The organism is Butyricicoccus sp. (assembly GCF_977037065.1).
In genome coordinates this window covers 74076-99060 of record NZ_CDRQNY010000005.1, presented here as the reverse complement: position 1 = coordinate 99060, position 24985 = coordinate 74076, and the positions used below count along the sequence as shown (strand labels likewise).

At 55.5% G+C, this 24985-nt stretch carries 33 protein-coding genes; all 33 read right to left on the bottom strand.

Annotated elements, in window-relative coordinates:
* Positions 1-135 precede the first annotated feature (135 nt).
* The 33 genes from infB to ACWVX6_RS03330 all read right to left on the bottom strand — a co-directional run bounded on the left by infB (position 136) and on the right by ACWVX6_RS03330 (position 24217).
* A complete protein-coding gene (gene infB / locus ACWVX6_RS03490) occupies positions 136-2445 on the bottom strand; it encodes a translation initiation factor IF-2 (RefSeq protein WP_455152369.1) in 2310 nt (769 codons plus the stop codon).
* 210 nt (positions 2446-2655) lie between these two features.
* Complete coding sequence (locus ACWVX6_RS03485; RefSeq protein ID WP_455152368.1) at positions 2656-3468, bottom strand: L7Ae/L30e/S12e/Gadd45 family ribosomal protein; 813 nt, start codon at positions 3466-3468, stop codon at positions 2656-2658.
* The gene (rnpM, locus tag ACWVX6_RS03480; protein WP_117489855.1) at positions 3458-3739 is read right to left on the bottom strand and encodes an RNase P modulator RnpM; all 282 of its coding nucleotides are present in this window, start codon (positions 3737-3739) and stop codon (positions 3458-3460) included. Before rnpM ends, ACWVX6_RS03485 begins: the two co-directional genes overlap by 11 nt.
* Positions 3740-3761: 22 nt before the next feature.
* Positions 3762-4826, bottom strand: coding sequence for a transcription termination factor NusA (nusA, locus tag ACWVX6_RS03475; protein ID WP_110435381.1), 1065 nt, complete (start codon positions 4824-4826; stop codon positions 3762-3764).
* A gap of 21 nt (positions 4827-4847) precedes the next feature.
* Positions 4848-5312 (bottom strand): ribosome maturation factor RimP, encoded by a 465-nt coding sequence (locus ACWVX6_RS03470; RefSeq protein WP_192924391.1) that lies wholly within the window; start codon positions 5310-5312, stop codon positions 4848-4850.
* Between the two features lie 199 nt (positions 5313-5511).
* Positions 5512-5685, bottom strand: coding sequence for a hypothetical protein (locus tag ACWVX6_RS03465; RefSeq protein WP_455152367.1), 174 nt, complete (start codon positions 5683-5685; stop codon positions 5512-5514).
* Positions 5686-5720: 35 nt separating this feature from the next.
* Positions 5721-6410: a stalk domain-containing protein gene (locus tag ACWVX6_RS03460; RefSeq protein WP_455152366.1), complete on the bottom strand. Its 690-nt coding sequence runs from the start codon at positions 6408-6410 to the stop codon at positions 5721-5723.
* Positions 6411-6533: 123 nt separating this feature from the next.
* A complete protein-coding gene (locus ACWVX6_RS03455; RefSeq protein ID WP_455152365.1) occupies positions 6534-6713 on the bottom strand; it encodes a hypothetical protein in 180 nt (59 codons plus the stop codon).
* A gap of 42 nt (positions 6714-6755) precedes the next feature.
* On the bottom strand, positions 6756-7139 hold the full coding sequence (locus tag ACWVX6_RS03450) for a DUF2500 domain-containing protein (RefSeq protein WP_455152364.1): 384 nt from the start codon (positions 7137-7139) through the stop codon (positions 6756-6758).
* Positions 7140-7319: 180 nt separating this feature from the next.
* On the bottom strand, positions 7320-7664 hold the full coding sequence (gene rplQ / locus ACWVX6_RS03445; protein ID WP_110435384.1) for a 50S ribosomal protein L17: 345 nt from the start codon (positions 7662-7664) through the stop codon (positions 7320-7322).
* Between the two features lie 179 nt (positions 7665-7843).
* Positions 7844-8791: a DNA-directed RNA polymerase subunit alpha gene (locus tag ACWVX6_RS03440; RefSeq protein WP_110435385.1), complete on the bottom strand. Its 948-nt coding sequence runs from the start codon at positions 8789-8791 to the stop codon at positions 7844-7846.
* 84 nt (positions 8792-8875) lie between these two features.
* A complete protein-coding gene (gene rpsD, locus ACWVX6_RS03435; protein ID WP_110435386.1) occupies positions 8876-9469 on the bottom strand; it encodes a 30S ribosomal protein S4 in 594 nt (197 codons plus the stop codon).
* An 18-nt stretch (positions 9470-9487) separates the two neighbouring features.
* Positions 9488-9892, bottom strand: a complete 405-nt coding sequence (gene rpsK / locus ACWVX6_RS03430) for a 30S ribosomal protein S11 (protein ID WP_031472201.1) — start codon at positions 9890-9892, stop codon at positions 9488-9490.
* A 16-nt stretch (positions 9893-9908) separates the two neighbouring features.
* Complete coding sequence (gene rpsM / locus ACWVX6_RS03425; RefSeq protein WP_031472203.1) at positions 9909-10277, bottom strand: 30S ribosomal protein S13; 369 nt, start codon at positions 10275-10277, stop codon at positions 9909-9911.
* 317 nt (positions 10278-10594) lie between these two features.
* Positions 10595-10708, bottom strand: a complete 114-nt coding sequence (gene rpmJ, locus ACWVX6_RS03420; protein WP_031472205.1) for a 50S ribosomal protein L36 — start codon at positions 10706-10708, stop codon at positions 10595-10597.
* A gap of 103 nt (positions 10709-10811) precedes the next feature.
* Positions 10812-11030 carry a translation initiation factor IF-1 gene (gene infA / locus ACWVX6_RS03415; RefSeq protein ID WP_110435387.1) on the bottom strand — a complete coding sequence of 73 codons (219 nt, stop codon included), beginning with the start codon at positions 11028-11030 and terminating at the stop codon, positions 10812-10814.
* Positions 11031-11049: 19 nt separating this feature from the next.
* Positions 11050-11328 carry a KOW domain-containing RNA-binding protein gene (locus tag ACWVX6_RS03410; RefSeq protein WP_110435388.1) on the bottom strand — a complete coding sequence of 93 codons (279 nt, stop codon included), beginning with the start codon at positions 11326-11328 and terminating at the stop codon, positions 11050-11052.
* On the bottom strand, positions 11328-12092 hold the full coding sequence (gene map, locus ACWVX6_RS03405) for a type I methionyl aminopeptidase (protein ID WP_110435389.1): 765 nt from the start codon (positions 12090-12092) through the stop codon (positions 11328-11330). Before map ends, ACWVX6_RS03410 begins: the two co-directional genes overlap by 1 nt.
* Before the next feature lies 1 nt (position 12093).
* Positions 12094-12723, bottom strand: a complete 630-nt coding sequence (locus ACWVX6_RS03400) for an adenylate kinase (RefSeq protein WP_110435390.1) — start codon at positions 12721-12723, stop codon at positions 12094-12096.
* A 19-nt stretch (positions 12724-12742) separates the two neighbouring features.
* The gene (gene secY, locus ACWVX6_RS03395) at positions 12743-14044 is read right to left on the bottom strand and encodes a preprotein translocase subunit SecY (RefSeq protein ID WP_455152363.1); all 1302 of its coding nucleotides are present in this window, start codon (positions 14042-14044) and stop codon (positions 12743-12745) included.
* A 1-nt stretch (position 14045) separates the two neighbouring features.
* Positions 14046-14486, bottom strand: a complete 441-nt coding sequence (gene rplO / locus ACWVX6_RS03390; protein WP_110435392.1) for a 50S ribosomal protein L15 — start codon at positions 14484-14486, stop codon at positions 14046-14048.
* Positions 14487-14489: 3 nt separating this feature from the next.
* Positions 14490-14672 carry a 50S ribosomal protein L30 gene (gene rpmD, locus ACWVX6_RS03385; RefSeq protein ID WP_110435393.1) on the bottom strand — a complete coding sequence of 61 codons (183 nt, stop codon included), beginning with the start codon at positions 14670-14672 and terminating at the stop codon, positions 14490-14492.
* 17 nt (positions 14673-14689) lie between these two features.
* Positions 14690-15193 carry a 30S ribosomal protein S5 gene (rpsE, locus tag ACWVX6_RS03380; protein WP_054326956.1) on the bottom strand — a complete coding sequence of 168 codons (504 nt, stop codon included), beginning with the start codon at positions 15191-15193 and terminating at the stop codon, positions 14690-14692.
* 17 nt (positions 15194-15210) lie between these two features.
* Complete coding sequence (gene rplR / locus ACWVX6_RS03375; RefSeq protein WP_110435394.1) at positions 15211-15570, bottom strand: 50S ribosomal protein L18; 360 nt, start codon at positions 15568-15570, stop codon at positions 15211-15213.
* Positions 15571-15591: 21 nt separating this feature from the next.
* Positions 15592-16137 (bottom strand): 50S ribosomal protein L6, encoded by a 546-nt coding sequence (rplF, locus tag ACWVX6_RS03370; protein WP_117489841.1) that lies wholly within the window; start codon positions 16135-16137, stop codon positions 15592-15594.
* A gap of 14 nt (positions 16138-16151) precedes the next feature.
* Positions 16152-16550 (bottom strand): 30S ribosomal protein S8, encoded by a 399-nt coding sequence (rpsH, locus tag ACWVX6_RS03365; RefSeq protein WP_110435396.1) that lies wholly within the window; start codon positions 16548-16550, stop codon positions 16152-16154.
* Between the two features lie 1169 nt (positions 16551-17719).
* A complete protein-coding gene (locus tag ACWVX6_RS03360) occupies positions 17720-19369 on the bottom strand; it encodes an ATP-binding protein (RefSeq protein WP_455152362.1) in 1650 nt (549 codons plus the stop codon).
* Positions 19366-20049: a response regulator transcription factor gene (locus ACWVX6_RS03355; protein WP_455152361.1), complete on the bottom strand. Its 684-nt coding sequence runs from the start codon at positions 20047-20049 to the stop codon at positions 19366-19368. Before ACWVX6_RS03355 ends, ACWVX6_RS03360 begins: the two co-directional genes overlap by 4 nt.
* A gap of 20 nt (positions 20050-20069) precedes the next feature.
* On the bottom strand, positions 20070-20738 hold the full coding sequence (gene phoU / locus ACWVX6_RS03350; protein WP_455152360.1) for a phosphate signaling complex protein PhoU: 669 nt from the start codon (positions 20736-20738) through the stop codon (positions 20070-20072).
* A complete protein-coding gene (pstB, locus tag ACWVX6_RS03345; RefSeq protein WP_116704777.1) occupies positions 20738-21490 on the bottom strand; it encodes a phosphate ABC transporter ATP-binding protein PstB in 753 nt (250 codons plus the stop codon). The genes phoU and pstB overlap by 1 nt, the downstream gene beginning before the upstream one ends.
* A 13-nt stretch (positions 21491-21503) precedes the next feature.
* Positions 21504-22385: a phosphate ABC transporter permease PstA gene (gene pstA, locus ACWVX6_RS03340; RefSeq protein ID WP_455152359.1), complete on the bottom strand. Its 882-nt coding sequence runs from the start codon at positions 22383-22385 to the stop codon at positions 21504-21506.
* A complete protein-coding gene (gene pstC, locus ACWVX6_RS03335; RefSeq protein ID WP_455152358.1) occupies positions 22382-23248 on the bottom strand; it encodes a phosphate ABC transporter permease subunit PstC in 867 nt (288 codons plus the stop codon). Before pstC ends, pstA begins: the two co-directional genes overlap by 4 nt.
* 66 nt (positions 23249-23314) lie before the next feature.
* Positions 23315-24217 carry a substrate-binding domain-containing protein gene (locus ACWVX6_RS03330; protein ID WP_455152357.1) on the bottom strand — a complete coding sequence of 301 codons (903 nt, stop codon included), beginning with the start codon at positions 24215-24217 and terminating at the stop codon, positions 23315-23317.
* Positions 24218-24985 lie beyond the last annotated feature (768 nt).

The window sequence follows — 24985 nt, the reverse complement described above, 5'->3', positions numbered from 1 at the left end:
CTTTTATACCACTGCTTTGGGACGCGTGTCCCAAACCGCCTTTGCCGTGCAAAGGCGAGGGGGATATCCGCCAAAGTTTCCTCGGGAACTTTGGCGGTATCTAAGGGGGACAGCGTCCCCCTTAGAAGAAGCGCTTTACCGCTTCACTTCTTCCATAACAAAGCACTCAATGATATCGCCTTCCTTGATATCATTGTAGTTCTCGATGCTCATGCCGCACTCATAAGAGGTTGCAACTTCCTTCACATCGTCCTTGAAGCGCTTGAGGGTATTCAGGTGGCCCTCGTGGAATACGATGCCGTCACGGACTACGCGAACCTCAGCGTTACGCTGAATCTTGCCGTCCTGTACATAGCAGCCTGCAACCGCGCCTGCGCCGGTGATTTTGAACACCTGACGAACCTCTGCGTGGCCGAGAACAACTTCCTTGAACTTCGGCTCGAGCATGCCCTTCATGGCCTGCTCCATCTCCTCGATGGCATCATAAATAACGCGGTACATACGCATATCAACGCCCTGCTGTGCAGCGGAGTCGGTAGCGGTGCGGTCCGGACGAACGTTAAAGCCAACAATGATCGCGCCGGAAGCAGCAGCCAGCATAACGTCGGACTCGTTGATGGCGCCAACGGCACCGTGGATAACGCGCACGCGAACCTCTTCGTTGGTCAGCTTCTCGAGAGAGGAACGAACCGCCTCGACAGAGCCCTGAACGTCTGCCTTGACGATGATATTCAGCTCCTTCATCTCGCCCTGCTGGATGGAATCGAACAGGTTATCGAGCGTTACCTTGTGGAACAGCTTGTTGCGCTCTTCCTTCTCCTTGTCCTTGCGCTGCTCGACCAGTTCACGAGCCATCTTCTCGTCGTCTACGGCGTCAAAGATGTCGCCTGCACCCGGAACCTCAGCCAGACCGATGATCTCGACCGGAACGGACGGGCCTGCGGACTCAATCTTCTTGCCGTCGTCGTTGGTCATTGCGCGAACGCGGCCGACAGCGGTACCCGCGATAACAGTATCGCCTGCATGCAGGGTGCCGTTCTGTACCAGAAGGGTTGCAACCGGACCACGACCCTTATCCAGCTTTGCCTCGATGACGGTACCGTGCGCCTTGCGGTTCGGGTTTGCCTTGAGGTCAGCCATTTCAGCGGTCAGCAGTACCATTTCGAGCAGGTTGTCAATGCCCTGACCGAACTTTGCGGAGATGTTGCAGACGATGGTCTGACCGCCCCATTCCTCCGGTACCAGTTCGTACTCGGTCAGCTGCTGCAGAACACGATCCGGGTTTGCACCCTGCTTGTCGATCTTGTTTACGGCAACGATGATCGGCACGTTTGCTGCCTTGGCGTGGTTGATCGCCTCGATGGTCTGCGGCATAACGCCGTCGTCGGCTGCTACGACCAGAATGGCGATATCGGTTACCTGCGCACCGCGTGCACGCATGGAGGTAAACGCAGCGTGACCCGGGGTATCGAGGAAGGTGATCGGCTTGCCGCCAACCTCAACGCGGTATGCGCCGATGTGCTGGGTAATGCCGCCGGCCTCGCCCTCGATGACCTTGGTCTTGCGGATCGCGTCGAGCAGAGAGGTCTTGCCGTGGTCAACGTGACCCATAACAACAACGACCGGATCGCGCGGCTGCAGCTCCTCTTCCTTGTCCTCGTGCTCGTCGAACAGCTGCTCCTCGATGGTAACGTGTACTTCCTTCTCCACCTTGCAGCCCATTTCCTCTGCAACGATGGCTGCGGTATCGTAGTCGATCACCTCAGAGATGGACGCCATAACACCCAGCTTGATGAGACCCTTGATAACATCCGCTGCGGTGCGCTTCATACGAGAAGCCAGTTCACCGACGGAAATCTCCTCCGGAATCATTACCTTAACCGGAATCTTCTTAAGTGCTGCCATCTGCTGCTGACGCTGCAGGCGGCGCATCTTCTCCTGCTCCTCCTGACGGCGCTTGTTGCCGAACGGCTTGGAGCGCTGGTCGGACTTCTTGGTCAGCTTCTGCTTCTTGCTTCCCTTGGACTCCATTCGCTCGGCCTTTGCGTCAACCAGCTTATCTACATGATCATCATATTTTGCAAGGTTTACGTCGCCGGTGCCGCGGGTATCAATGCGGTGAACCTGCTTTACCTTGCTCTGTGTCGGCTGCTGCTGCACGATAGGCTCCTCTCTCTTGGACTCGGTCTGCTGTTTGGTTTCCGCCTTGGACTGCTCCGGCTTCTTGCGGGATGCACCCTGTGCGTTCAGCGTACCTTCCATGTCGCTTACTTGATTATGCTGGGTGAGATACTCGAAAATGACCGACAGGTCGGTATCGTCAAGCACCTGCATGTGATTCTTCGGTGCAGAGCGATACTTCGTCAGAATTTCAGTGATCTCCTTGGTGGATACGCCGAAGTCCTTTGCGACCTCGTGTACCCGATATTTATTGTCTAATGCCATGGGCAATAACCTCCTTACACACTTCGTTCAAAACCGCGGTTTTGAACGAGAGAGGACGTACCGAACAATGTTCGGATACGTCCAAAGCTGCGAAAAGTTCCTCCTGTGTCCAAACTTTTCTCCGCTCTGGTATCAAATGCACGGGCAAAGCTCGCACATTTGATGCAAAGCTATGCTTTGCTATTGGAATGCGCGCTGCGGCGCGGGAAATTACGTTTTATTGCGGAAGCTGCGCTTGCCGCTGTTGAAGCTCGGCTTGCCGGCACCGCTTTTACGGTACGGGCGGCGTTCGCCGTCCTTGCGGAACGGACGCTTCTCACCATCGTTCTTACAATACGGACGGTATTCGCCTTCCTTGCGGAACGGGCGCTTCTCTCCGTCGTTCTTGCGATACGGACGGTCGCCTTCCTTACGGTACGGGCGCTTCTCGCCATCGTTCTTGCGATACGGACGGTCGCCTTCCTTGCGGAACGGGCGCTTCTCACCATCGTTCTTACGATACGGATGGTATTCACCGTCCTTGCGGAACGGGCGCTTCTCGCCGGCCGGCTTGCGGTAGGTGCGCTTGGGCTTCTCCTCTGCCGATTTTTCGGTCTTGACCGGCGCTTCCTCGGTCTTTTCCGCCTTATCCTTATGCTTTTTGACGCCCCTGCGGGACTGGATCTTTGCGTTTTTTTCGCTAAGCTGCTGCGCCACTTCGGTGTATGCAGGATCCTGCTCCGCCAGCTTGTTTACAGCTGCCGCCGCCATACCGATGTCCGCTACCGCGCACATCGCGCAGCCTGCCTTGCCGATCGCGCTGCCGAGTTCCAGCTTGCCGTGCGGCAGCGTCACGCACGGAACATTGGCCTTATCGGCGTAAAATGCGGCCTTTTTCGCTGCATTTGCGCCTGCGTCACCCGCAATGAATACACAGCGGGTCTTGTGGTCAAAGCACGCCTCGCGCACCAGCTCGTCGCCGTAGGCCAGCTTGCCGGCACGGCGTGCCAGACCGAGCATTCTCAGAACCGGATCAGTTGCCATTTGCACCCTCCTGTTCCATCTGCTGCTCGAGCTGATCATAGACCGACTCGGGCACCTCTACACTGAGCGCGCGCTCGATCGCACGGCTCTTGCGGGCCTTTTTCAGACATTCCGGCTTGCCGCACAGATATGCGCCGCGGCCGGGTGCCTTGCCCTTGAAATCCAGCGAAAGCTCGCCCTCCGGCGAACGCACCACGCGGATCAGCTCCCGTTTCGGGAACATTTCACGGCAGCCGAGGCACTGCCGCATGGGAATCTTCTTCTGTACCATATTCTGCCGCACCTCCGCTTGCTTATTCGCCCTGAGACTCAGGAGCGATATCGATCTTGCAGCCGGTCAGCTTGGCAGCCAGACGCGCGTTCTGGCCTTCCTTGCCGATAGCAAGCGACAGCTGATCGTCCGGAACGATGACGCGGCAGGACTTGTTGTCCGCCTGCATGGTTGCATTGATAACATCAGCCGGAGCGAGTGCCGCAGAAACGAACTGCGCCATATCCTCGTTCCACTTGATGATGTCGATCTTCTCGCCGTTCAGCTCGCCGGTGATATTGGCAACACGCGCACCGCGGGTACCAACGCATGCGCCGATCGGATCGACGTTCTCATCGTGGGAAACAACAGCGATCTTGGTGCGGTTGCCTGCCTCACGCGCGATGGACTTGACCTCGACGATACCGGAGTGGATCTCCGGCACCTCCAGCTCAAACAGACGCTTAACCAGACCCGGATGGGTGCGGGAAACAACGACCTGCGGGCCGCGGGTGCCGCGGCGGACCTCGATGAGATAAACCTTCAGGCGCTGACCCTCGGTCAGAACCTCACCGCGCACCTGCTCGGAAGCGGCCAGAACAGCCTCGCTCTTCTCACCGCCGGAAACAACATCCAGATAAGCGGTGCCGGAGCGCGGATCGATGCGGGCAACCACGCCGTTGAGGATCTCGTGCTCCTTGCTCTCGAACTCGGAGATAACCATGCCGCGCTCTGCCTCGCGGATGCCCTGGATGATAACCTGCTTTGCAGTCTGGGCAGCAATGCGGCCGAAGGACTTGGTCGGGATGTCGATATCAATGATATCGCCTACCATCGGGTTATTCTTGTACTCGGCAGCCTCCTCAAGAGTAATCTCCTCGTACGGCTCGTACAGGTCCTCCGCCTTGACAACCGTCTTGCGGACAAACATGTGAATGGTCTTCTTGTCGCGGTCCGGCTCAACGTAAACATTGTCGGTCATGCCGTCGTTATCGCGCTTGTAGGCGGTGATCAGCGCCTGACCTACACGGTCGAGCATATAGTCTACCGGAATGCCTTTTTCCTTTTCCAGCTGTTCCAGCGCGTCAAAAAATTCTGCGTTAACCATTTTTTCCTATTCAGCTCCTTCTTATATCTCTACCGCCAGTCGAACTGCGGCAATGTCTTTGGGTTCGTATACGGTCTGCTCGCCGTTCACTTCCAGCGTTACGGCACCGTTGTCATAGCCGGCGAGTGTGCCCTCGATCTGCTTCATGCCGTTCATCGGCTTGTAAAAGCCTACTTCGACGGTCTGACCCATGAACGCCTGGAAATGCTCCGGACGCTTGAGGCGGCGCGACATACCGGCCGAGGAAACGCACAGCGTATAGGACGGCATATCGTCAAATTCCTTTTCATCCAGCATGGGATCAAGCGCGCGCGAAACCTGCTCGCACTGGTCAATGTTGACGCCCTCCGGTCGATCCACGGTGACGGTCAGCATGTACTGTCCGCCCTCTTTTTCAAACTCCACATCCCACAGGGAAACACCAGCCTGTTCACACAAAGGCTTTACCAGTTCCTCTACGCGGGCTACGATCTGCTTTGCCTGCAAAGCCGTCCCTCCTTACTGAAAAATTTTCTCCGAGCAAAGCGTAAGGAGTGGCACTTGGCCACTCCTTACGGTTACTTATCATCTTACATTGATAGTATATCACGCATTGCCGTACATTGCAAGCGTTTTTGCAATAAAAATATCCGTTTTTACCGTGAAAATGCACAAATTTAGGCGTGTGAGCCGCAAATTTTGCAGGTTAGCGGCCGCTGCCGCGTCTCAGCTCGTGCAGGATGCACAGTCCCATGGCAAGGATGGGAAACAGGATGCGCAGACTGAGGAAGCCCATCGGGTCGCCGAAGTCGATGTTTGCATCTAACACCATTCCAATAAACCAGCCTGCAATGGTGAGTAAGGTTGCTTTCAGGTACATAATCTCTATCTCCTTTTATTTATTTCAACTATCAATTACTTAAATTCACGCCAGTTAAACGAATCCAGCAAATCTTCCATGTCGTTTCCGTACTGAATAAAATCTGTACGCATTTTAGAATTATATGCAACCATACTTGAGAGTGCAGAAGTGTTTTGCGGATTTTTAGAAAAGGCAATATACACCGATTTCAAGGAGTTATACTGATTAACAAAGTCTTGATAATATCCCAGTAACGAATCTTCTAAGTAGCCACAATTTCCGTTGTCCTCACGCAATGTCTCTATCATACGCTCATTACGTTCCAATAATTGAGCCTGCAGAGATATTTCCTCAGATGCATCATAGGACATATTAGCAAATATGTGGTCCAGCCACAGGTCAGCCGAAGATAAACAGTAGTACATGTTATGATTTAATTTATATGCCACTGTAACCATTTCGTTGAAATCATCATAGACTGAAATCGTCTGCGTATTGCGGTCGTAGCCGATATCCGCGCCGAACGCATTCGACACCGCACGAATCGGCACATAGGTCGTGCCGTTGTAGATAAACGCCTCGACCGCTTTGCCGTTGGCGTCTGTCATGTCGATGGCCTCGTTGTTGAATTCCACATTGACGCCGGACGTGACGGTAATCGTCTTGCGGTAGGTGTTCGCCGCATAGGATGTGGTCAGAAACAGGGCAAACATCAGGATGATTGCGGGGATTCTCTTTCTCATACGGGGACCTCCCTTTATTTGTTTGTTACAGTATACCAAATAAATCCTGATATTTCAATATCGTATTATTTAATCAGCACAAAAGCCGTTCGGCATTTCTGCCGAACGGCTTTGCTATTCCGTTTATATCTCAACCGACTGCACACCCGGGATATCCTCCTGCAGCCGCAGGAAATCCGCTGTATCGAAATGCCGCGGCATGGCGATAAACAGCACGATTTTTACCGAACTGCCTTCCTGCCGCTTGAGGTTGATCTCGCGCACGGTGATTTTCCTCTGTGCCAGCCACACCAAACAGATCATTTGAATATTTTCCGGCGTACGCAAGCCCCTTCCGAATAAAAGTTATCGCTCAAACGACAGATACCGCGTCCCCTGGAAGGTCAGTCTGCCGGTGTCGCCCTCTGCGAGCATGCCGTATTCCGAGCCGGAAACATGGAGCTCCATCCGGTCCCCGCTTTCCACCTGAAACGTGACATAATAGGTCGTGCTCGACGTTGTGTGGAAGCCGTGCGCTCCACTCATGTCGCCAGCATTGGCATGCTGGTAATGTGATACATCTGTCCGCTTTGCAACGATCACTGCCGGTACGGTCAATCTGGGCGAATTGTTGTTCTTATGCCATGTGCTTATCCCCTGTATGATGGAAAAAATGATGATGCCAAATACGACAATAAACATGATGGGGACGATGAAACTCAATATATCAAACATCTGCATTGCAAACATCTGTGGCCCTCCTTTTCCTGTTCGACAGAATTTAGCCTTTCGATTTATCTACATAGTAACATACAGGCTGCAAAAAAGCAAAAAGAAAAAGGTTATCCAATAAGCACGCTACTGGATAACCTTTTTAGGATCATTTTTCTGTTTTGGAACAGATCGAGTCGTCAGAAGTTAAAATTTAACTTACTTAACCAGCTCGATGATCGCCATTTCAGCTGCGTCGCCACGACGCGGGCCGGTCTTGATGATGCGGGTGTAGCCACCGTTGCGGTTAGCGTACTCCGGAGCGATCTCAGAGAACAGCTTAGCAACAACAGCTTCCTTGGTTACGAAAGCCATAGCCTGACGGCGGGATGCCAGGGTGTTCTTCTTGCCCAGGGTGATCATCTTCTCAGTCAGCGGGCCTACTTCCTTGGCACGAGCGAGCGTGGTCTCAACCTTGCCGTTCTCCAGCAGGTAGGTTACCAGCGCACGCAGCATAGCCATACGGTGATCCGTAGCACGGCCGAGCTTGCGATTGTTAGCCATGTGAGTTTACCTCCAAATTAAAGTAAAGCGGCGGCGCGGTAATCGTACCGCCGCAACAGTTCAAGTAATTCCTCTTTGAAATAATCAAGTATTTTCGTTCACAGCAAGGAAGAAGCGCGTGCCGCGTACAAAGGTACGCAATCGTGCTTCTGACGAAGCTGCGGGCGGAAAGACGCAGATTATTCTTCGGACTTGGCGAGGTGGAGACCCATTGCCTCCAGCTTGCCGATAACCTCTTCCAGGGACTTGCGGCCCAGGTTACGAACCTTCATCATGTCCTCCTCGGAGGTGTTGATGAGGTCCTCAACCGTGTTGATGCCTGCGCGCTTGAGGCAGTTGAACGAACGCACGGAGAAGTCAAGCTCCTCAATGGTCATTTCAAGCACCTTATCGTGCTGCGCTTCAGCCTTTTCAACAACGGTGGACTTGGAGCCGATTTCCTCGGACAGGTCTACGAACAGATCGAGGTGGTCGCGCAGAACCTTTGCACCGAGCGAAACCGCGTCGCGTGCGTTGATGGTTGCATCGGTCCATACCTCGAGCGTCAGCTTGTCATAGTCGGTCAGGTCGCGTACACGGGTGTTTTCAACCGTGTAGTTTACCTTATAAACCGGCGTGTAGATCGAATCCACCGGAATGACGCCGATGGAGGTCTGATGCTGCTTGTTCTTCTCAGCCGGAACATAGCCGCGGCCGGAAGTCATCGTGATCTCCATGGACAGACGCGCGTCGCTCATCAGGGTAGCGATGTGCAGATCCGGGTTGAGGATCTCAACCTCGCCGTCTGCATGAATATCGCCAGCCTTGACCTCGCCCTCGCCGGCGGCCTCGATGTAGACCGTCTTGGGACCATCACAATGCAGCTTGGCAATAATGCCCTTAACATTCAGCACGATTTCGGTAACGTCTTCCTTAACGCCCGGAATCGTAGAAAACTCATGCTGCACACCAGCGATCTTGATGCTGGACGCTGCCGTGCCAGGCAGAGACGACAGCAGGATGCGGCGCAGAGAGTTGCCCAGCGTGGTGCCGTAGCCGCGCTCAAGAGGCTCTACGACGAACTTGCCGTAGGAACCGTCCTCCGCGAGCTGTTCACAGTCAATACGCGGTTTTTCGATTTCGATCATGTGGTACCCTCCTTCACGTTGGTTGGAAACTTAAGATAGAACAGGCGAAGCAGACGCCGCGCCTGTTCCAAAAGCGAGGGTCTATTATTTCGAGTACAGCTCGACGATGAGGTGCTCGGCAACATCATAGTCGATGTCGTCGCGTGCAGGCATCGCAACGATCTTGCCCTCGAAGGAATCGTTAGCCTTCTCGATCCACTTCGGGCAAGCCTTCTTGCCGTTCTCTTCCAGCAGAGACTTGAACTTGGTGGTAGAACGGGACTTCTCGGAAACTGCAACTACGTCGCCCGGCTTAACCTGGTAAGACGGAATGTTAACGCGCTTGCCGTTTACGGTGAAGTGTGCATGGTTAACCAGCTGACGAGCCTCACGGCGGGTGTTAGCAAAGCCCATGCGGAAAACTACGTTGTCCAGACGGCGCTCGAGCTCCTGCAGCAGGATCTCACCGGTGATGCCCTGCTTGCGCTCAGCCTTCTCGTAGTAAGCATGGAACTGCTTCTCGAGTACGCCGTAGATGAATTTTACCTTCTGCTTTTCGTTCAGCTGCATGCCGTACTCGGACTGCTTGCGGCGGCTCTGCTTGGGCTGACGCTTCGTGGACTTGGAGTAACCAAGTACCGCAGGGGAAAGACCAAGCGTCTTGCAGCGCTTGAGAACGGGCTGGGTATTCTTAGCCATTTATTGGTTCCTCCTCTATTAAACTCGACGACGCTTGGGCGGACGGCAGCCGTTGTGCGGGATCGGGGTTACGTCCTTGATCATGGTAACCTCGAGGCCAGCGGCCTGCAGTGCACGGATTGCAGCCTCACGGCCGGAACCCGGGCCCTTAACGTATACTTCAACAGTCTTCAGACCGTGCTCCATTGCAGCAGCAGCAGCGGTTTCAGCCGCAGTCTGAGCAGCGAACGGAGTGGACTTACGCGAACCGCGGAAGCCCATTTCGCCGGAGGAAGCCCAGGAAATAGCGTTACCGTTCAGGTCGGTAATGGTAACGATCGTGTTGTTGAAAGAGGAACGGATATGTGCCGCGCCCTTTTCAATGTTCTTGCGCTCACGACGACGAGTACGGGTCGCAGCGCCCTTCTTCTGTACCTTAGCCATTTATACGTTCCCCTCCTTACTTCTTCTTGTTCGCAATGGTCTTCTTCGGGCCCTTGCGGGTACGAGCATTGGTCTTGGTGCGCTGACCGCGAACCGGCAGGCCGCGGCGATGGCGCAGGCCGCGGTAGCAGCCAATCTCAACCAGACGCTTGATATTCAGGCCGATCTCACGGCGCAGGTCACCCTCGACGTTGTAGTCGCGCTCGATGACTTCACGCAGCTTAGCAGCCTCTTCTTCGGTCAGGTCCTTAACGCGGGTATCCGGATTGATACCGGTCTTAGCAAGGATCTCGTTGGACGTTTTGCGGCCAATGCCGAAAACGTAGGTCAGGCCGATCTCCACGCGCTTCTCGCGGGGAAGGTCAACACCGGCAATACGTGCCATACTATTATAACCTCCATAGTTACACACTGAGGCGTGTTTGCAAACACAGTATAGGAGCCGCCTCCGCTCCTGCAGCGCCGCACTCGCCGTGCGTGCTTGTCGTGCTCGCGTAAACCATGATCCGCACCCCTGGGTGCGCATTTATTCGGAAACTGCTTGCAGTTTCCATAAAAAGTGCGAGCTTTGCCCGTACTTTTTATACCTTGACTCAGCGATCTTGGATCGCGTCATTTCGGTATCGAAAATCAGTTTCTACTGGAACTGATTTTCGTATATAGGGACTTTTTGAAAGTCCCTATAAGCACCGTCAGGTGCTCTTAGCCCTGCTTCTGCTTGTGCTTCGGGTTCTGGCAGATAACCATAACCTTGCCCTTGCGGCGAATGATCTTGCACTTCTCGCAGATCGGCTTTACAGACGGTCTTACCTTCATGTTATTTTACCTCCATCAAATTTTTGGTGGGATGGGACACCGGAAACCTGTCCGGCGACCACTGGCGCGCAGGTCACATGCGTACCTCCGCCCGCTTTTTATCTTACTTGGAACGCCAAGTGATACGACCGCGGGTCAGGTCGTAAGGCGACATCTGAACGGTGACCTTGTCGCCGGGAAGAATGCGGATAAAGTTCATGCGGAGCTTGCCCGAGATATGCGCCAGAATCTTATGGCCGTTGGGAAGCTCTACCTGAAACATTGCATTGGGCAGCGCCTCTACGACGGTACCCTCGAGCTCAATCACATCATCTTTTGCCATTGTGGTTTATCCTCCTCGGTCAATTTGCGTTCTCGTCCCCTGTCCAGAGGGCGAGCGCCTTGCGGATCTCGCTGTTTGTCAGCCGGCTTTCGCTTTGCAGCTTAAGCCGTGTGCGCTCGTCGCATGGGCCCTGCAGGCTCACATGCTTGCGGCGCTTGCGCTTCGGGTTTTCGGCCCGGCGCGCACGTCCGTTCGCCAGCAGAAGAAAATCCCCCTCCTCTGCGACGACCAGCATCAGCTGTCCTCTGTCCCTTCCGGTCAGCGACAGCACAATGTCGGCGGTACGAATCTCTGCCATTACAGCACTTCGCCGTCGATATTCGTAAGAATCTCCGGCTCTCCATCCGTAATAGCGATGGTGTTTTCGTAGTGAGCGGACAGCTTGCCGTCCCTGGTCTTAACCGTCCAGCCATCCGGCAGGACCTTGACCGTGTAAACACCCACATTGACCATCGGCTCTACCGCGATGACCATACCGCGCTGCAGGCGAATGCCGTGGCCCGGTTTGCCGTAGTTCGGAACCTCCGGGCTCTCGTGCAGCGCAGCGCCTACGCCGTGACCGACGTAGTCGCGCACGACAGAAAAGCCGTTGGCCTCGACGTAAGCCTGAACGGCTGCGCCGATATCCGATACGCGGTAGCCCTCACGGGCAAATTTAATGCCTTCAAAGAAGCTCTGACGTGTTACAGCGATCAGCTTTTTTGCCTCTTCGCTTACCTCACCGCACGGAACGGTGCAGGCGCAGTCGCCGTGGAAACCGCCGATGTACGCACCAACGTCAACCTTAACGATATCGCCTTCCTTGACAACTGCGTGCTTGGAAGGAATACCGTGGATGACCTGGTCATTCAGCGATACGCAGGCGCTGCCCGGGAAACCGCCGTAGCCGAGGAAGGACGGCTTGGCGCCGGCATCCTCAATCGTCTTGCGGACGATGCGGTCGATCTCCCAGGTGGTAACACCCGGCTTTACGGCGTCTGCCGCCGCCTTACGCGCAATAGCGGTAAGGCGACCGGCAACACGCATTTTTTCAAGCTCTTTTTCCGTCTTGATATGAATCATATTACAGACCCAGCGCCTCTACTGCAAACTTTTCAGTAGCGGTGATGCCCTGAGCACCATCGATGCTCTTGAGCTTGCCCTGGGCTTCATAGTAGCCCTTGAGCGGCTCAGTCTGCTCATGGTAGGTTTCAAGACGATGACGAACGACCTCAGCCTGATCATCGCTGCGGATGACCAGCTTATCGCCGCAGATGTCGCAAACGTCCTTCACGCGCGGCGGATTTGCCTCAACGTGATAGGTTGCACCGCAGCGCAGGCAGACACGGCGGCCGGTCATGCGCTTTTCGATGACGTCGTCTGCAACCTCAAGGGACAGAGCGCAGTCGATGTGAGCAATCTCGTCGAGTGCTTCCGCCTGCGGAATCGTACGCGGAAAACCATCGAGGATGAAACCGCTCTTGCAGTCGCGCTTAGCGATACGCTCCTTCAGCATGCCGATAACCACTTCATCGGGTACCAGCTTGCCGGCATCCATATACTCCTTAGCGGACTGGCCGAGCGGAGTATTGTTCTTAATCGCTTCGCGCAGGATGTTACCGGTGGAAATGCTCGGTACACCCATCTGCTCGATCAGGTAAGAAGCAAGCGTGCCCTTACCGGCGCCCGGAGCGCCCAGCAGAATTAAATTCATTTGAACACAGCCTCCAGAATTATTCCAGGAATCCCTTATGATGACGCATCAGCATCTGTGCTTCCATCTGCTTCACCGTATCAAGCGCAACGCCTACTACGATGATAACCGAGGTGCCGCCCAGTGCTACGTTTCTCAGGCTGGAGTTTACTGCGCCTACGATCAGCGGGAGCAGTGCTACAACAGCGAGGAACAGCGCACCAACGAAGGTGACCTTGCCGAGTGCCTTGGTGATGAAGTCGCTGGTCGGCTTGCCGGGACGGAAGCCCGGGATGAAGCCGCCGTTCTTCTTCAGGTTGTTGGCGATCTCGATCGGGTTGAACTGGATGGATGCATAGAAGTATGCAAATGCGAGGATCAGCAGTGCGTACAGTACAATGTAGAACACGCTGGTCTGAGAGAACAGGTTAAGAATATGCGCACCAACCGAGCCGCTCTCCGGGTGCCAGAACATCGAAATGGTCTGCGGCAGGGACAGGATGGACGATGCGAAGATGATCGGCATAACGCCGGACGCATTGACCTTGATCGGCAGGTGGGTGGACTGACCGCCGTACATCTTGCGGCCAACTACGCGCTTTGCGTACTGAACCGGGATGCGGCGCTCTGCGTTCGACATATAAACGATGAATACAACGATCGCAAGACCGACGATAATCATTACAATGCCGGAAACGATGCCGCTCGTGCCGGTCTGGAACAGGTTAGCCAGCGTACGCATGAGCGACGGACCGCGGGAAACGATACCTGCGAACAGGATGATCGAAATGCCGTTGCCGATACCCTTCTGGGTGATATGCTCGCCCATCCACATGATCAGCGCGGTGCCTGCGGTGAAAGTTACAATAATGGTTACGGCTGCAAGCGCGCCGGTGTTAGACAGCATAGTCTTGCCGCCGAAACCGTTGCGGAGCAGTGCGTAGTAGGACAGGCCCTGGAGCAGACCGAGCAGAACGCCGAGGTAACGGGTCCAGCTTGCGATCTTCTCACGGCCTTCCTCGCCGCCGTCCTTTACCATGCGCTCAAGAGCGGGGATGGCAACAGTCAGCAGCTGAAGGATAATGGATGCGTTGATATACGGGGTGATGGACATTGCGAAGATGGTCGCACGAGACAGACCACCGCCGGTGAACATATCCAGATAACCAAGCATCGAACCGTTCACCGATGCCTGCTCAAAGTACTGAGACAGGAGCGCGGTATCAATAAACGGAACCGGAATGCACGAACCAAAGCGGAAGATCAGGATGATGAACAGAGTGTACAGCATCTTCTTGCGCAGTTCGGGCATAGACCAGGCGTTTTTAAGGGTTTGAAACACCTTAAACCACCTCGGCCTTTCCGCCTGCGGCTTCGATCTTCTCCTTTGCGGAAGCCGAGAAAGCAGCTGCCTTAACGGTCAGCTTCTTGGTCAGCGTGCCGGTGCCGAGGATCTTGATGCCGTCGAGAGCATTCTTAACGATGCCGGCATTGCAGAGGATCTCTGCAGTTACCTCAGCGCCGTCTTCAAACTTCTCCAGTGCGGAAACATTGACCGGTGCGTAAGTGGTGCCGAAAATGTTGTGGAAACCACGCTTCGGCAGACGACGTGCCAGAGGCATCTGGCCGCCTTCAAAGCCCGGACGGACACCGCCGCCGGAACGGGCCCACTGGCCCTTGTGACCGCGACCTGCGGTCTTGCCATTGCCGGAACCAGCGCCGCGGCCCTTACGGTATGCCGGCTTGGTAGCGCCTGCGGCAGGCGTCAATTCATGCAGCTTCATGGGTTACGCCTCCTCTACGATTTCGAGCAGGTAACCGATCTGCTTTACCTTGCCGCGCGTCTGCGCGTTGTCCGGCTGAACGGTTACGTCATTGATCTTCTTAAGCCCCAAAGAATGAGCCGTTGCGATGTGCTTCTCCAAGCGACCAGCCAGGCTCTTTTTCAGGGTAATCTTCATGTTAGCCATTGTCAGTTACCCCTTTCTTACAGTTCTTCTACGGCTTTGCCGCGTACAGCAGCTACCTGAGCTGCGTCGCGCAGGCTCTTCAGGCCTTCCATCGTTGCGGTAACAACGTTCTGCGGGTTGTTGGAACGCAGGCACTTGGTACGGATGTCCTTGATGCCGGCAGCCTCAACTACTGCACGAACAGCGCCGCCAGCGATAACGCCGGTACCGGGAGCAGCAGGCTTGAGCAGAACGCGGCCTGCACCGAACTCGCCGATAACCTCGTGCGGGATGGTGGTGCCCTTCAGAGAAATCTTAACGAGGTTCTTCTTGGCGTCCTCGATGCCCTTGCGGATAGCGTCCGGAACCTCGGAAGCCTTGCCGAGGCCGAAACCAACGGTACCCTTGCCGTCGCCTACTACGACCAGAGCTGCGAACTTGAAGATTCGGCCGCCCTTAACGGTCTTGGCAACGCGGTTCAGCGCTACGACGTTCTCGGAGAACTCGTCCTCACGCTTATCGTTTCTGTTAAACTGAGCCATGTTTTACCTCCTCCCGATTAAAACTGCAGGCCGCCCTCACGGGCGCCATCTGCGAGCTCCTTCACGCGGCCGTGGAACACATAGCCGCCGCGGTCAAACACGACAGTCTCAATGCCCTTAGCCTTGCAGCGCTCGGCAACGATCTGACCAATCTTCTTGGCTGCTTCCTTGTTGCCGCCGTACTCGGTAAAGCTCTTCTCTGCAGTCGAGGCGGATACGAGGGTTACACCGGCTACATCGTCAATAACCTGTGCATAGATGTTCTTTGCAGAACGGAATACGTCCAGACGGGGACGCTCAGCGGTGCCGCTGATCTTAGCGCGTACGCGCTTGTGGCGCTGAAGGCGCGCCTTGTTGGAATCCTTCTTCGAAACCATTTATTTTCGCCTCTCCTTTCCTTACTTCTTCTTAGCGCCGGTCTTGCCTTCCTTGCGGCGGACATACTCATCAGCGTAGCGAATGCCCTTGCCCTTATAGGGTTCCGGCGGACGCTTCTCGCGGACTTCCGCTGCAAACTGGCCAACCTTCTGCTTGTCAGGACCGGAGATGATGATCGTGTTCGGGTTCGGAACGTCGATCGTGATGCCCTCTACCTCGCTCATGGTAACCTGATGCGAGTAACCGAGGTTCATAACCAGATCCTTGCCCTGCTTAGCGACACGGTAACCAACGCCCTGAACGCTCAGCTCCTTCTTGAAGCCATCGGTAACACCAACAACCATGTTGTGAACCAGGCTGCGGGTGAGGCCGTGCAGTGCGCGGTTGTGCTTGTCGTCGTTCGGACGGGTTACGAGGATTTCGTTGCCCTCTACCGCGATGGTCATGTTCGGATGAAATTCGCGGGTAAGGGTTGCCTTAGCGCCCTTCACGGTAACAACGCTGCCGTCAATCTTGACTTCAACGCCGGCCGGGATGGCAATCGGCATTCTACCAATACGAGACATTGTTTATACCTCCCTTACCATACAAATGCGAGAACTTCACCGCCGACGTTCAGCTCGCGAGCCTTCTTGTCGGTCATGACGCCTCTGGAAGTGGAAACGATGGCAATACCAAGGCCGCGGAGTACCTTCGGCAGCTCCTGTGCGCCAGCGTATACACGCAGGCCCGGCTTGGACACACGCTTGATGCCGGTGATAGCCTTCTGGCGGTTATCAACGTACTTCAGTGCGATGCGGATAATGCCCTGGGTGTTGCCCTCTACAACCTCGAAAGACTTGATGTAGCCTTCGTCGAGCAGGATCTGGGCAATAGCCTTCTTCATCTTGGATGCGGGTACATCCACACTGGCATGACGAGCATTGCCAGCGTTGCGGATACGAGTCAGCATATCCGCGATAGGATCAGTGATCTGCATAAAATGCTCTCCTTTAATATAAGAAGTTTGGGGGTAGTGCAGCAATCGAGCGCCGGTGGGTTAATCCGGTTCTGATTTGTCTGTTTGCCCTCCACTTTTCTTTACACTGTTCGTGGCCCTTCCACGGACAGCGGCGGGGATAAAAAATCGCCGGTCCAGTACTCAACCAGACCAGCGTTAATTATAGCACGAGAAACCAATGGCTGCAATCGGAAAAAGTGCTGATTTTTACGCATTTTAAGCCTGTTTTGCAGTCAAATTGCTTGATTACCCGGTATAACGGCAGGTCGGCCGTTTTTGGACCGCACCAGGGACCACGCCGGGAAAATCCGGTTGATGGCCGATGGGCGTGCGCAGGAGAAACTCCTTTGCGCGGCAATTCGGTTACGCATTTGCGCAACTGTAATTAGTATACACTACACCGGGTGTATCGCGCAAGTGTTTTTTTCAAAATTTCTTAATTTTTTTGAGATTTTCTTTTTCGAGGGGATTTCGCCTGCGAGGCGAACGGAACTTGCCTGCCCGGCAGGGGCACAAGAAGGAGAGAACCAAGGTTCCCTCCTTCTTGTGAATCATCCTTCTTCCTATTTAGCACGGCGAAATTTGCAGAGCTGAGACTATAAAGGAACGGCAGAGGATCTTTTCTTCCGCATGGTCGCACTTCGTGCGCCATGTATCCGCATATCCGCAGTGTCAGATACCATTCTGCCACACAGACCAGAAAATCTACGCTGGGTGCGGCACAAGGTGAATTGCCCGCAGGGCAAGAGAGGGTCCCCTGGAGGATAACAGTGCCGCACAATTCGTGAGCGCGTTGTTTGTTACAGACAGGGCCTACGAAAATAACTTGTACCAAACGCCTAATCCGTAGGTGCCGTGCGTAAACTCCAGATTAACGAATTGCGCAACACGGTCATGTTGCGCCTGCGTAGATCTAACCGCATGTGTAGCAGTACGTTATCTGACACTGCGAATCGGTTGAGAAAGACACGGAAGAAAAAATCCTCTGTCGTACTCTTATTTTCGAAGCTGTCGCCGGTCTCTGGTCTGCGTCAGGCTATCTAACAAGGGAAAGGTAGAAGTTCAAAGAGGAAGGGAAACCGCAGGTGTCCCTTCCTCTTTGTCCCCGCCGCGGATGCGGCAGTCTCCCGCGCTCCGCAGAGCGCAGCTTATTCTTTAGGAAACCGCAAAGTAATGCAAGTCCCCTCGCCGAGCGCACTCTTCAGCTCAACCTCCGCATGATGCAGCGCCGCACCATGCTTGACAATCGAAAGCCCCAGTCCGGTGCCGCCGGTCATCTTGCTGTGGCTTTTATCCACGCGGTAGAACCGCTCAAACACGCGCTGCTGATCCGCCGGCGTGATACCGATGCCGGTATCCGCCACCCGCACGAACGGTCGCCCGCTCTCCGTGCCGGTCGTAAGCGTCACGCTGCCCTGCGGCTTATTATAATTGATGGCGTTATCCGTCAGATTGAAGATCATCTGCTCGAGCGTGCGGCGCTGACCGGAAACCGCAGCCGGTTCTCCCTCGATGCGCAGCGCGATACCCTTGCTTGCTGCCTTGCTCTGCAGGCGGTCGCGCACAGTATCACAGAGTGCGGACAGCTCCACCGGCTCAAAAGTCACTGTTTCTCCGCCTTCATCCAGTCGGGACAGGTGAATGATATCCTCGATGAGTGCCAGCAGCCGCTGCGCTTCCGTGCGAATCTTGCCCGCAAACGGCGCTACGTCCTCCGGCTTGGCAATGCCGCCCGCGATGATTTCCGCGTAGCCCATGATGCTGGTCAGCGGCGTTTTCAGTTCGTGCGACACATTGGCTGTAAATTCCTGCCGCTGCTGCTCGGCACGCTCGCGCTCGGTAATATCCACGATCAGCAGCACGGCGGCGTGCCATGCGCTGTTCTCCTCCACCGAGCTTGCCGTAAGTTCATAAATGCGGCCGTTCCGCTCGAGTTTGCCGTGTGCGCCTTTGCCGTCGAGTGCCTGCTCGACCACCTGAATGTAATTCGCGTCGCGGCACAGCGTCAGATAGCTGCCTTCCGCACTGTCATGCGGGAACAGCGCCCGCGCAGCGTGATTGGCGAACAGAATCATGCCCTTGCCGGAAAACAGTACCAGACCTTCATCCATACGGGCCGTAATGTCGTCAAACTCAGCCTGACGGCGCTGCAGCTCGTCCATCTGCGCCTGAATTTTGTGGTTCTGCTTGTCCATGCGGTGCAGCAGCGGCGACAGCTCGTCATAGGCTTCGCCCTTCATCGGATCATGCAGGTCGAGCGCTTCGATCGGCTTGAGGAACAGACCGGTCAGCCAACCTGCCAGCAGCGCCGCGACCAGCAGCGCCAGCAGGATGATCAGCACAATCCACGGCGACGCATTCGACAGTGCGCCGAACACGCTGTCCGCAGTTGCGGAAATACGCAGAACATCGCCGTTTTTCAGGCGCACCGCGTAATAAAACGTCTGCTTAGCGAAGGTTTCGGACAGACGGTTGTCCTCGCCCGTGCCGTTCTGCTCTGCCGCCGCAATCTCCGGACGGACGGCGTGGTTCTCCATCTCGGAGGCATTCGTGCGGTTGTCGTACAGCACAGTGCCGTCCTGCGCGACCAGCGTCAAACGGTCGGCATATACCGAGCCGAACTTCTCCAGCTTCCCCCGGATGTTATCCACCGCAGACAGGTAGCTGCTCTCCGTCACCAGCCGCCGCCGCATGTCATTGGTCAGACCGGCGTGAACTGCCAGCAGCAACAGCCCGGTCGTCAGCAGCAGCGTGACAAGCGATGTGAGGAAAATGCTGCCGAATACGCGCTTTCTCATGTGTGCTCTCCCATGCGGTAGCCGACACCGCGGACAGTCTCGATCAGCGCACCGTCCGCGCCCAGCTTTTGCCGCAGCGTGCGGATATGCACATCGACCGTGCGGGTTTCGCTTTCATTATTATAACCCCAGATATTCTCGAGCAGCACATCGCGCGTGAGCACAGCACCGCGGTTTTTCATCAGCAGGCACAGCAGCTGGTACTCCTTGAGCGTCAGCTGCACCTCCTGCTCGTTAACGAATACGGTGTGCGCACGCTCATCCACACAAATGCCGCCGGCTACCAGCGGACGCGGCTCATCCTTGTCCTGCAGATCCTCGGTGCGGCGCAGGACCGCACGAATGCGCGCGATCAGTTCCATCATGCCGAACGGCTTGGGAATGTAATCATCCGCACCGGTGTCCAGACCGACTACCTTGTCGTACTCCGTGTTTTTCGCAGTCAGCAGAATGACCGGAATCTTCGCCGTATCCGGCGCTGCGCGCAGACGACGCAGAATGGTGATGCCGTCCTCGCCGGGCAGCATGATATCCAGCAGAATCAGCTGCGGCCTGCATTTTTTCAGAGCAGCGGTCAGCGCCGCACCGTCCTCGAAGCCGTCAGCCTCAAAACCGGTGTTGCGCAGCGTGTACACCACCAGTTCGCGGATACCCGCATCATCTTCCACACAGTATATCATATATTACACTCCGATTTCTGTCAGCGCGCCGCCGCTTCCGCGCCGTGCATTGCGCTTTTATGCGAGCCGGTGATGGAAAACTCCACCCATTCGGCAATGTTGGTCGCATGGTCACCGATACGCTCGAGATACTTGGCGATCATCAGCACATCGAGTACGCGCTCGCCGTCCTCCGGGTTCTGCGCGATCTCCGCGATAAGGTCGCTCTTGCACTCATCGAACAGGCGGTCCACCACGTCATCATATTCAATAACGCTCCATGCAAGGGTCAGGTCACGGCGGACAAACGCATCCAGGCTGTCGGTCACCATTTTAATGGTTGCCTGCGCCATCTGGTCGATATGCATGTTGTGACCGCACGCACCGGACAGATATGTTACAATCTCCGCAATATCGCTTGCCTGGTCACCGATGCGCTCGATATCCGTGATCATTTTCAGCACGGACGAGATCAGGCGCAGATCGCTTGCAACCGGCTGCTGCTGCAGCAGCAGCTTGAGGCACATGGACTCGATTTCGCGTTCCTTGCGGTCGATCTCCTGATCAATGCGGATGGCGGCAGCCGCCAGCTTGATATCGCCCTCAAGCAGGGCCTTTACCGCACTGGCGATTGCGTTTTCGCACAGTGCCCCCATCGAGATCAGCTCATTGTTCATCTCCGCAAGCTGATTGTCAAAACGGTTTCTCATTAGCCGAACCTCCCCGTAATGTAGTCTTCCGTGCGCTTGTCCGACGGCATGGAGAACAGCTTTTCGGTGTCATCCACTTCGATCATGTCGCCAAGCAGGAAGAACGCAGTCGTATCCGAAACACGGGTGGCCTGCTGCATATTATGCGTTACCATAACGATAGTATAATCCTTTTTAAGCTCGAGCACAAGGTCCTCGATCTTCGCGGTGGAGATCGGATCAAGCGCAGAGGTCGGCTCGTCCATCAGCAGCACCTCCGGGTCTGCAGCAAGCGCACGCGCGATGCAGATTCGCTGCTGCTGACCGCCGGACATGGACAGCGCGGATTTTTTGAGGTTATCCTTGGTCTCCTCCCAGATAGCGGCACGCTTGAGCGAGGTTTCAACGATCTCGTCAAGCTGCACACGGCTCTTGATGCCGTGCGTGCGCGGACCGTAGGCGATGTTATCATAAATCGACATCGGGAATGGATTCGGCTTCTGGAATACCATGCCGACACGGCGGCGCAGCAGATTAACGTCACAGTTCTTATAGATATCCTGACCATCGAGCATGATGTCGCCCGTGATACGGCAGTTTTCCACCAGATCGTTCATGCGGTTGAGCGAACGCAGCAGCGTAGACTTGCCGCAGCCGGACGGTCCGATGAATGCGGTGATCTCATTCTCCTTGATATCCAGATTGATATCGTGCAGGGCGTGAAAATCGCCGTAATGCAGATTCATATTGTGAATTTCGATCTTATTTTCCATGTTCATTCTCCATTTACTTCTTGGTCAGCTTTTTCGCTGCCAGAGCGGAAAGCGTATTCATCAGCAGGACCACCAGCAGCAGAACGACTGCGGTAGCATTTGCCTCGCTCATGTGCAGCGCCTCACCCGAGAGCACATACATGTGGATGGCCAGCGTACGGCCGGACTGGAACAGACCGGGGATCTGTGCCATGGTACCTGCGGTAAAGATGAGCGCCGCAGTCTCGCCGACGATGCGGCCGATACCGAGGATAACACCGGACAGGATGCCGGGACCCGCAGCAGGCAGCACGATGCGGAATACCGTGCGCAGACGTCCGGCACCCAGACCGAACGAGCCTTCGCGATAGGAATCCGGAACCGCCATCAGCGCTTCCTCCGCGGTACGCATGATGAGCGGCAGGATCATGATCGCCAGCGTCATCGCACCGGCCAGCAGCGAGTATCCCCAGTGCAGTTTGGTGACGAAGAACAGCATGCCGAACAGGCCGTATACGATGGACGGAATGCCGGAAAGCGTCTCGGTCGTGATGCGGATGACGTTTACCAGCTTGTTTCCGCGCTTGGCATACTCATTCAGGTACACGGCGGTGAACAGGCCGAGCGGAACCGCGAGCAGGAGTGCCAGCGCGGTCGTTTCAACCGTAGTGAGGATGGCGGGCATCATCGAGACGTTCTCAGAGGTATACTTCCACTGGAACAGCGACGGCTTGAGATGTGGAATGCCTGTCACCAGGATATAGCCGATCAGGAACAGCAGCACCGCAAAGGTCAGCACAGCCGCGCCGTACACCAGACCCTTGAGCACAGCCGCAGATGCGGCGCCGTGCACCTTTTCGGTCTTTGTCTGTGTGCGCACTGCCGGTTTTGCAGCAGAGACAGCTTCTCTTGTCATGCTTCCTTCCTCCTTTTGAGAACCGAGAATGCCAGATTGATGAGCAGAATGAATACGAACAGCACAACGCCGGTCGCAATAAGCGCCTCACGGTGCAGGCCGGTGGCGTAGCCCATCTCAAGCACGATGTTTGCCGTCATGGTGCGGATGCCCTTGAGCATGCTGCCGGTCAGGCGCGGCTGGTTGCCCGCTACCATGATAACCGCCATGGTCTCGCCGATGGCGCGTCCGATGCCGAGCACGATGCCGGCCAGCACGCCGGACTTGGCAGCCGGTACCATAACCGTGAATATCGCGCGCTCATGCCGTGCGCCCATCGCAACGGCGCCCTCGTAGTAGCTCATCGGAACCGCACGCAGCGCCGCTTCAGACACGCCGATGATGGTCGGCAGAATCATAATACCGAGCAGAATGGACGCCGCCAGAATGGACGAGCCGGAAATATCCGCGCCGAACACGCCTGCCACCGCACGAACTGCCGGTACGATAATGACCATGCCGAAGAAGCCGTATACGATGGACGGAATACCGGCCAGCAGCTCGGTGCACGGCTTGAGCAGACCGTACAGCTTTTTCGGGCAGTAGAATGCCATGAATATCGCGGTCAGCAAACCGATCGGCACGCCGATAACGATCGCACCGGCGGTGATGTACAGGCTGCCGAGGATCATCGGCAGGATGCCGTAAATGTCGTTGCCCGGCTTCCACTTTGCGCCGGTGAGGAAGTCCAGCAGGCCAATCTCCTTCATGGCAGGCACACCGTTCGCAAACAGGAAAATACAGATGAGCACCACCGCGAAGATGGAGGTCAGTGCACAGAGGAAAAATACCATGTGCATCAGGTTTTCCCGAAAGTTCTTCATAAATCTTTCTCCTATACAGGCACAGGGCGAATCGCTTCGCCCTGTTTTATCAGTCTGTGAATTCGCTTACGCGAGGTCGCCCCAGTCGGTAATGTCGCCGACATAGATACCCTTGATCTGATCCATAGACAGGTCGTCAATGGTGTTCGCCGGGTTTACGACTACTGCGATGCCGTCAAGTGCGATGGCGGTGCCGGTAAGCTGTGCCGCCTCGTCGTCCTTCAGCTCGCGGGATGCCATGCCGATGGCAAAGGTGCCGTCCATCGTGCCGGTCATGCCGGAGGTGGAGTCAGAGGTCTGCAGGTCGATGCTTGCGTTCGGGTTTACAGCCTTGTACGCCTCGATCAGCTTCTCCATAACCGGGGATACCGAGGAGGAACCGCCGACTGCGATCTGACCGGAGGAACCGTCGGAAGTGAAGGCTGCTGCATTGTCGTCAACAGCGATGTACTTGTTATCGGTTACAACAGCCTGACCTTCCTTGGAGAGGATGAAGTTGATGAAATCCTTGGCTACGCCGGTCGGCTCGCCCTTGGTTGCAATGTTGAACGGACGGGACAGCTTGTAAGTGCCTGCCTTTACGTTATCTACGGTAGCTTCTGCGCCGTCTACCTTGACCGCCTTTACGGTGTCGTTCAGCGCACCGAGGGAAATGTAGCCGATAGCCTTCTCGTTGCCTGCTACGCTGGTCAGTACAACATCGGTCTTGTTGGCGATCTCGGCATCCGCGGTGGTGTTGTCGATCTTCTCGCCTGCGTCGTTCTTCTCCTCCACGCCGGTCAGCTCGATGAACGCGCCGCGCGTACCGGAACCATCCTCACGGGAGATAACAGTGATCGCGCCGGATACGCCGCTGTCATTGCCGCTTGCCTGGGAATCCGAGGAAGCGGAAGAGGAGCTGCTGCCGCAGCCGCTCAGTGCACCGGTCAGCATCATTGCTGCCAGAAGCATGGAAATGCTCTTTTTCATAATTTGTTCTCCTTTTACATTCGTCTTCGTTTTTTGTTACAAGATTATCTTACGGAAGTTTTGTAAAATGCAAAAGCGAGAGTTCGTTAAGTTTAAGTAAAGTGTGTGTTTTCGAGTAAAATTTATGTTAAATCGAGGTTTTCGCCTGCGATTCAGAGGGAGTTATGCTCTGCGTAGCGCAGGAACGTGCGGCGCCCGCCGCAGGGGCAAAAAGGAAGGACAACCTGCGGTTTTCCTTCCTCTTTGGACTCCTACCTTTCCCTTGCTTCCTAATCTGACGCAGATTACCGACATGTGACCGCTCCGAAACAGGGGTACGGCAGAGGATTTTTTCTCTGCTACAGACGAACTACCTTCGGAGTTCGTCCTCTTGAGCAACCTGTTCGCAGTGTCAGATACCGTTCTGCTACACATGTGGTTTCATCTACGCAGGCGCAACATACCCGTGTCGCGCAACGCCTTAACACGTTATACCGCACGGCACCTACGAATTAAGCATTTGGTACAATTTATCCTCGCAGGTCCTGTCTATTATAACGCGCTCACGAATTGCGCGGCACGGTTATGCCGCGCCTGCGCAGAGTAGCCTGTATGTGTAGCAGAACGGTATCCGGCACTGCGTATAGGTTTCGGCATGGGAGCACACTGTGCTCCCCTACGGTAGAAAGAATCCTCTGCCGTTCCCCTATTTTCGAAGCGGTCACATGTCGGCAATCTGCGCCAGACTAAGAAATAAAGGGAAACGGGAGTTAAGAGGGTAGAAACCGC

Coding starts and splice junctions, on each gene's coding strand:
- nusA (WP_110435381.1), bottom strand. CDS start 4,826: ATGGTTAACGCAGAATTTTTTGACGCGCTGGAACAGCTGGAAAAGGAA.
- rplF (WP_117489841.1), bottom strand. CDS start 16,137: ATGTCTCGTATTGGTAGAATGCCGATTGCCATCCCGGCCGGCGTTGAA.
- rpsM (WP_031472203.1), bottom strand. CDS start 10,277: ATGGCACGTATTGCCGGTGTTGACCTTCCCCGCGAGAAGCGCGTGGAG.
- rpsK (WP_031472201.1), bottom strand. CDS start 9,892: ATGGCTAAGGTACAGAAGAAGGGCGCTGCGACCCGTACTCGTCGTCGT.
- ACWVX6_RS03355 (WP_455152361.1), bottom strand. CDS start 20,049: ATGATATACTGTGTGGAAGATGATGCGGGTATCCGCGAACTGGTGGTG.
- ACWVX6_RS03400 (WP_110435390.1), bottom strand. CDS start 12,723: ATGAATTTAATTCTGCTGGGCGCTCCGGGCGCCGGTAAGGGCACGCTT.
- pstB (WP_116704777.1), bottom strand. CDS start 21,490: ATGGAAAATAAGATCGAAATTCACAATATGAATCTGCATTACGGCGAT.
- rpsH (WP_110435396.1), bottom strand. CDS start 16,550: ATGCAGATCACTGATCCTATCGCGGATATGCTGACTCGTATCCGCAAC.
- infB (WP_455152369.1), bottom strand. CDS start 2,445: ATGGCATTAGACAATAAATATCGGGTACACGAGGTCGCAAAGGACTTC.
- infA (WP_110435387.1), bottom strand. CDS start 11,030: ATGGCAAAAGATGATGTGATTGAGCTCGAGGGTACCGTCGTAGAGGCG.
- pstC (WP_455152358.1), bottom strand. CDS start 23,248: ATGAAGAACTTTCGGGAAAACCTGATGCACATGGTATTTTTCCTCTGT.
- rplR (WP_110435394.1), bottom strand. CDS start 15,570: ATGGTTTCGAAGAAGGATTCCAACAAGGCGCGCCTTCAGCGCCACAAG.
- ACWVX6_RS03440 (WP_110435385.1), bottom strand. CDS start 8,791: ATGATCGAAATCGAAAAACCGCGTATTGACTGTGAACAGCTCGCGGAG.
- pstA (WP_455152359.1), bottom strand. CDS start 22,385: ATGACAAGAGAAGCTGTCTCTGCTGCAAAACCGGCAGTGCGCACACAG.
- rplQ (WP_110435384.1), bottom strand. CDS start 7,664: ATGGCTAACAATCGCAAGCTCGGCCGTGCTACGGATCACCGTATGGCT.
- rpsE (WP_054326956.1), bottom strand. CDS start 15,193: ATGGCTCAGTTTAACAGAAACGATAAGCGTGAGGACGAGTTCTCCGAG.
- ACWVX6_RS03450 (WP_455152364.1), bottom strand. CDS start 7,139: ATGTTTGCAATGCAGATGTTTGATATATTGAGTTTCATCGTCCCCATC.
- rpmD (WP_110435393.1), bottom strand. CDS start 14,672: ATGGCTAACATGAAGATTACCCTGAAAAAGAGCCTGGCTGGTCGCTTG.
- phoU (WP_455152360.1), bottom strand. CDS start 20,738: ATGAGAAACCGTTTTGACAATCAGCTTGCGGAGATGAACAATGAGCTG.
- map (WP_110435389.1), bottom strand. CDS start 12,092: ATGATTCATATCAAGACGGAAAAAGAGCTTGAAAAAATGCGTGTTGCC.
- ACWVX6_RS03460 (WP_455152366.1), bottom strand. CDS start 6,410: ATGAGAAAGAGAATCCCCGCAATCATCCTGATGTTTGCCCTGTTTCTG.
- ACWVX6_RS03485 (WP_455152368.1), bottom strand. CDS start 3,468: ATGGCAACTGATCCGGTTCTGAGAATGCTCGGTCTGGCACGCCGTGCC.
- ACWVX6_RS03465 (WP_455152367.1), bottom strand. CDS start 5,685: ATGTACCTGAAAGCAACCTTACTCACCATTGCAGGCTGGTTTATTGGA.
- rplO (WP_110435392.1), bottom strand. CDS start 14,486: ATGAAGCTGCATGAATTGACGCCTGCCGCAGGCGCTACCAAGCCGGCA.
- ACWVX6_RS03360 (WP_455152362.1), bottom strand. CDS start 19,369: ATGAGAAAGCGCGTATTCGGCAGCATTTTCCTCACATCGCTTGTCACG.
- ACWVX6_RS03455 (WP_455152365.1), bottom strand. CDS start 6,713: ATGATCTGTTTGGTGTGGCTGGCACAGAGGAAAATCACCGTGCGCGAG.
- rpmJ (WP_031472205.1), bottom strand. CDS start 10,708: ATGAAGGTAAGACCGTCTGTAAAGCCGATCTGCGAGAAGTGCAAGATC.
- ACWVX6_RS03410 (WP_110435388.1), bottom strand. CDS start 11,328: ATGGCAGAGATTCGTACCGCCGACATTGTGCTGTCGCTGACCGGAAGG.
- ACWVX6_RS03330 (WP_455152357.1), bottom strand. CDS start 24,217: ATGAAAAAGAGCATTTCCATGCTTCTGGCAGCAATGATGCTGACCGGT.
- rpsD (WP_110435386.1), bottom strand. CDS start 9,469: ATGGCTAAGAATACCCAGCCCGTTCTCAAGCGCTGCAAGACGCTTGGT.
- rnpM (WP_117489855.1), bottom strand. CDS start 3,739: ATGGTACAGAAGAAGATTCCCATGCGGCAGTGCCTCGGCTGCCGTGAA.